The organism is Rugamonas sp., assembly GCF_025354735.1.
In the GTDB taxonomy this organism is placed as follows: Bacteria; Pseudomonadota; Gammaproteobacteria; order Burkholderiales; family Burkholderiaceae_D; genus Rugamonas.
This window is the reverse complement of sequence record NZ_JANXMI010000158.1, coordinates 1-5734: the sequence shown is the minus strand read 5'-3', so window position 1 is coordinate 5734 and position 5734 is coordinate 1. Positions and strand designations below refer to the sequence as shown.

Genomic DNA, 5734 nt, shown 5'->3' with positions numbered 1-5734 from the left:
GGCGCCGCGCGTGGCCGGCGCCAGCACGCGCGCTTCCACGGTCGGATAACGGCCCCAGCCTTCGATCCGCATCAGGCCGCCGCCGCGCGGAACACGAAGCGGCGGTCGAGCTGGTACTTGCACAGATAGCCTATGCCCAGGCCCAGCACGGCGCCCGCGTAGCGTCCGGCGCGGTTGCCGAACAGGTGGTCGAAGCCGAACTCGCAGGCCCAGAAGATGGCCGTGGTGGCCAGCCCGGCCGCCGTGTACAGCAGGAAGACCCGGCCGTCATGGCCCAGGCTGTCGGCTCGGAATTGGAAGATGTAGCGCTTGTCGAGCAGGTATTTCAGCACCAGGCCGGCGCCGGTGCCGCAGCAGGCCGCCAGCAGCAGGCTGTACGGTCCGGCGTAGACGCGCACGCACAAGTCTTGTAGCGCGATGTTGAACAGGGTGGCGATGGCCGCCAGCAGCAAATAGGTGCGCGCCAATTTCATGGAAACTTGTTTATTTGGGAAATATTATCAAATCAAATAATACAGCATGGCGGGCGGCGCCGGGCCGCCGGCAAAAGCGGGGACGAAAAAAAACCGCCAGACGATGGGCGGTTTTTCGTGGCGCCGGCGGCGTGCGGCCTGAGATATCGTCAGGCAGATTGCTTGGGCGCGCCGCCCAGCAGGAAGGCGATCTTCTGCTTGGGCTTGCTTGCGCCGGCGCCGCCCAGCGTGGCGGCTTGGACCGGCGTCGGCGCCTTGGCCGGCTCGTAGGGCTTGAGGAACCATGGATCGGCTTTTTCGCGGCGCGGCAGCGGCCCGGACGACGAACGCGGACCGCGCTCGCTCATGCGCGGCGCGGCGCTGCTGCGACTGTCGCGCGACTCGCTGGCACTGCGGCTGCTGTCGCGCGATTCGCTGGAACTGCGGCTGCTGTCGCGCGACTCGGTGGCGCTGCGGCTGCTGTCGCGCGGTTCGCGGCTTTCGCGCGGCGCGCTGGCCGGGCTGAACGATTCCGCTTCGCTGCGGCGCGGCGGACGGCGCTCGCCGCGCTCGTCGCCACGGCTGCTGCCCGGCGTGAAGCCGGCCAGGTCGCCGCGCGTGATGGTCTGCTTGATGAGCTTTTCGATGTCGGCCAGCAGGCGCTCATCCTTGTCCGAATAGATGGAGATGGCGTCGCCCGAGGCGCCGGCGCGGCCGGTGCGGCCGATGCGGTGCACATAGTCTTCGGCGTTGTACGGCAGGTCGTAGTTGATGACGCACGGCAGGTCGGTGATGTCGAGGCCGCGCGCGGCGACGTCGGTGGCGACCAGCACGTCGATCTCGCCCTTCTTGAACGACTCCAGCGCGGCCATGCGTTCCTGCTGCGTCTTGTCGCCGTGGATGGCGGTGGCGTTCATGCCCTCCTGCTCCAGGCCGCGCGCCAGGCGCGAGGCGCCGATCTTGGTGTTGGAGAACACGATCACCTGCTTCAGGTCGCGCTGGCGCAGGATGTGGGCAACCAGGGCGTGCTTCTGGTTTTCCTCGACCTTGTAGACCACCTGGGTGACGCGCTCGGCCGTCGCATTGCTGCGCGCCACTTCGATCGTCAGCGGGTTGTTGAGGAAGGTGTTGGCCAGTTTTTTGATTTCCGGCGAGAACGTGGCCGAGAACATCAGGTTCTGGCGCTGCTTGGGCAGCAGGTTGATGATGCGCTGCAAGTCCGGCAGGAAGCCCATGTCGAGCATGCGGTCGGCCTCGTCCATGACCAGCATCTGCACCTGGCTCAGGCTGATGTTCTTTTGTTCGATGTGGTCGAGCAGCCGGCCCGGCGTGGCGATGACGATTTCGACGCCGGCCTTCAGGATCACGGTCTGGCCCTTCATGTCCATGCCGCCGAACACGACGGTCGAGCGCAGCGGCGTGTGCTGGGCGTAGGCCTTGACGTTCTCGGCCACCTGCACGGCCAGTTCGCGGGTCGGCGTCAGGATCAGCGCGCGCACCGGGTGGCGCGCCGGCGACATCGAACTGCTGGCGTGGGCCAGCAGCAACTGGATGATGGGCAGCGCGAAGCCGGCGGTCTTGCCGGTGCCGGTCTGGGCCGCGCCCATGACGTCGCGGCCTTGCAGCAGCACGGGGATGGCCTGGGCCTGGATCGGGGTCGGGTGGACATAGCCCTGCTCGGTCAGCGCGCGCAGGATCAGCGGCGACAGGCCGAAATCGGCGAAGCGCACCTGGGCGGCGGTTTCGGGCACGACGGCGGGTGCGACGGCGACCGGCGCGGCAACGGCGGCGATGACCGGTTCGACCACGGCGGCGACGGGCGCGGCCGACTCAGCAGGAGCCGACTGTGCGGGGGCCGACTGTGCGGGCGCCGACTCTGCGGGGGCCGACTGTGCGGGGGCCGACTCTGCGGCGAATTCTACGACGGGCGCGGCTGGCGCCACCACGGGCGCCACGGCCTCGACAACAGGAACGGCGTCTACCGCAGCGGCGAACACGGCGACGTCGCCGGGCGTGGTTTGGATCTCGATTTCGGACATAATTTAGTCGGCCTCCGTCCAGCGGGCAGCCATGCTTTCTTCAATTAACAACATTTTCCGCGCGCGGCGACCGGGAGGCCTGTCATGGCGCGGTCGGCGCCGCCTCCGAGGGGAGTACGGGCACTAAGCGGGCACTAGGCGGGCACTAAGGAAGGCAAGCGACAGGCAGGGCAAGCGCCACACGGCGGTTACCACGGTGACGATCAGAGCGCGCGCAGACGTGGATACAATATCAGCGCCGTAAACTATACCCTAAATTGTGGCAACTGCGCACGACAGCCGCATTTTTTCACGCAAAGTCATTTCTTTCAAGCAATATCGGCATGGAAACAACTGTGGTCGTGGCGGACAGATAATTGCATCCTTGGAAGGTATAATAAAGCAGCACCAGCACCCCGACCGCCACCGGATGCCCGCCATGCCAGCGCTGCCGATACGCCCGCGAATGCGCCACGCCGCCCCGCCTCCGGGAGTGCGGCTGTGGTCGCGGCCATTATCTCGGCTGTGGTCGCGGCTGTGGTCGCGGCTGCGCCGGCCGGCCAGCGCCGCCGCCACGCTGCTGACACTGTTGGCCTTGCTGTCCGGCGTGACGGCCGCCGCCGCGCCGTCGCTGCGCTTCAAGAAGCTGGGACCGCTGGGCAAGGACGAGCCGTCCATGCTGGCGCTGCTGCAAGACCGCCAGGGCTACATCTGGATCGGCACCCAGGCCAGCGGCCTGTACCGCTACAACGGCTACCAGTCCACCCAGTACCGCAACCTGCCGGGGCAGCCGCACAGCCTGCCGCACGACCGCGTCTCGGCCCTGTTTGAAGATGGCCAGGGCCGCATCTGGGCCGGCACGCAAAACGGCCTGGCGCGCTTCAATCCCGACAGCGACGATTTCACCGTGGTGGCCCCGGCCAGCGGGCCGAACAACTACCGCAACATCAAAACCATCGTCTCGGACGGCGGCCATGGCTTGTGGCTGGCCAGCTGGGGCGGCCTGCAACACTACGATCCCGACAGCGGCGCCTTCGCGCTGTACGCGCACGACGCCGACGACGCCGACAGCCTGGCCAGCAACGACCTCAACGCGCTGGCCCGCGACGCCCGTGGCGGCCTGTGGATCGCCACCTGGCCCGGCGGCCTCGACTACCTGGCGCCGGGCGCGCGGCGCTTCCGCCACTACCCCGTCGCCGAGGGCGCCGGCCGCGACGCCGGCGCCAGCATCGTGCGCGCCTTGCAGTTCGACCCGCGCCAGCGGCTGTGGATAGGCACGGAGGCGGGCGTGCTGAGCTGGCAGGACGGCAGCGACTGGGCCAGCCGGCGCCAGGCCGACACGCCGGCCAGCCGCGTCACCGGCTTTCTCAGCGACGCCGACGGCGTGCTGTGGGTGTCCACGCTGTCGGCCGGCCTGCTGCGCTGGGACGGCCAACGTTTCGAGCAATACCTGCACCAGGCCGACGATCCCTACAGCCTGCCCGGCGACGCCCTGCGCGCCGTGCTGCGCGACCGCGGCGGCATGTTGTGGGTGGTGTCGTACACGGACGGCATCAGCCTGGCGAACCTGAACACGCAGGGCTTCCGCCGCCTGCTGCCGTTCCACAGCCGCGACGGCCGGCCCGTGTCGAACACCGTGCTCAGCCTGAGCCGCGCGCCGGCCGGCCGGCTGTGGCTGGGCAGCGACCTCGGCCTGAGCCTGTACGACCCGGCCGCCGACGCCATCGTCCGCAGCTACCGCGCCGGCGGCGGGAGGGATGGCGGCCTGGCCCACGACATCGTCTACAGCCTGTACCAGCAACCCGACGGTCCGCTGTGGATAGGCACGTCGAACGGCCTGGACCGGCTCGACGGCGGCCGCTTCCGCCACATCCACTTCGGCGCCGCCGCCAGCGACTTCATCAACGCCATCGCGCCGGCCGGCGACGGCGCGCTGTGGCTGGCCACCGGCAACAGCCTGATACGCTACGACAGCCGCAGCGGCGCCAGCCGGCGCTACCTGCACGACGCCGCCGTGGCGACCAGCCGCAGCGCCGACGGCAGCTCGACCGTGCTGCAAGACCGCCACGGCGTTGTGTGGGCCGGCTCCGAATTCAACGGCGGCGGCCTGGACCAGCTGGACCCCGCCAGCGGCCGCTTCCGCCACCACCGCCACCGCGACGGCGACCCCGCCAGCCTGGCCGACGACAGCGTCAGCGCCCTGCACGAAGACACGCGCGGCCGGCTGTGGGTGGGCACGGCCAAGGGCTTGAACCTGGCGCTGCCGCAGCCGGACGGCAGCCTGCGCTTTCGCGCCTACGCCGCGCTGGGCACGCCGAAAATCCTCGCCATCGCCAGCGACGCCGGCGGCGGCGTCTGGTGCAGCACCGACGCCGGCCTGCTGCAACTGGACCCGGCGCGCGGCGCCGTCCACCGCTACGGCGCCGCCGACGGCCTGACCGAAGGCCTGCGCCTGGGCGCCGCGCTGGGCGGCATGGCCGGCGCCGCCTGGCCGGACGACGGCCTGCTCTACTTCGGCGGCGCCCACGGCATGACGGCCGTCGCGCCCGCCGCCGTGCGCAGCGTGGCGCCGGCGCCGCAGGTGGCGATCACCGACGTCAGCGTCTACAACCGCACGCTGCGGGCCGCCGCGCCGCGCCCCGGCGTGCGCCTGGACGGCCCGGTGACGGCGCCGCGCGCGCTGACGCTGGACTGGGGCGGCGCCGTCTTCGCGCTCGAATTCGCCGCTCTGCAATACGCCGAGCCGGGCCAGAACCGCTACGCCTACCAGTTGCAGGGCTTCGACCGCGACTGGGTCGAGACCGACGCCAACCGCCGCAGCGCCAGTTACACCAACCTCGACCCCGGCCACTACCTGTTCCGGGTCAAGGCCGCCAACCCGCGCGGCGTCTGGAGCGCGCAACCGGCCACGCTGGCCGTGACGATCACGCCGCCGTTCTGGCAGCGCTGGTGGTTCCGCGCGCTGGCCGCCGTGGCGCTGGCCGGCGCGCTGGCCGGCGCCCACCGCTGGCGCATCGCCGCCCTGACCCGGCGCCAGGACACGCTGGAACAGCTGGTCGCGCTGCGCACCGCCGAGCTCGAAGCGTCGAACGCCAAGCTGGAGGCGCTCAGCAGCACCGACGCGCTGACCGGACTGAGCAACCGGCGCGCCTTCGACCTGGCGCTGGCGGCCGAATGGCGCCGCGCCAGCCGCAGCGGCCAGTCGCTGGCGCTGCTGCTGTGCGACGTCGATTTCTTCAAGGCTTACAACGACCATTACGGCCA

General features: G+C 70.2%; 3 protein-coding genes. 1 reads left to right on the top strand and 2 read right to left on the bottom strand.

Features of this window, described 5'->3' with window-relative positions:
- Positions 1 to 71 precede the first annotated feature (71 nt).
- Together Q0S71_RS13220 and Q0S71_RS13215 are read right to left on the bottom strand one after the other, a co-directional pair.
- Positions 72 to 473, bottom strand: coding sequence for a GtrA family protein (locus Q0S71_RS13220; protein WP_295996185.1), 402 nt, complete (start codon positions 471 to 473; stop codon positions 72 to 74).
- Positions 474 to 622: 149 nt separating this feature from the next.
- Complete coding sequence (locus Q0S71_RS13215) at positions 623 to 2491, bottom strand: DEAD/DEAH box helicase (RefSeq protein WP_295996182.1); 1869 nt, start codon at positions 2489 to 2491, stop codon at positions 623 to 625.
- Between the two features lie 445 nt (positions 2492 to 2936).
- On the opposite strand from Q0S71_RS13215, the gene Q0S71_RS13210 reads away from it, so the two are divergent.
- Positions 2937 to 5734: two-component regulator propeller domain-containing protein (locus tag Q0S71_RS13210; RefSeq protein ID WP_295996179.1), on the top strand; the 2798-nt coding region annotated here is incomplete at its 3' end.

Coding starts and splice junctions, on each gene's coding strand:
- Q0S71_RS13215 (WP_295996182.1), bottom strand. CDS start 2,491: ATGTCCGAAATCGAGATCCAAACCACGCCCGGCGACGTCGCCGTGTTC.
- Q0S71_RS13220 (WP_295996185.1), bottom strand. CDS start 473: ATGAAATTGGCGCGCACCTATTTGCTGCTGGCGGCCATCGCCACCCTG.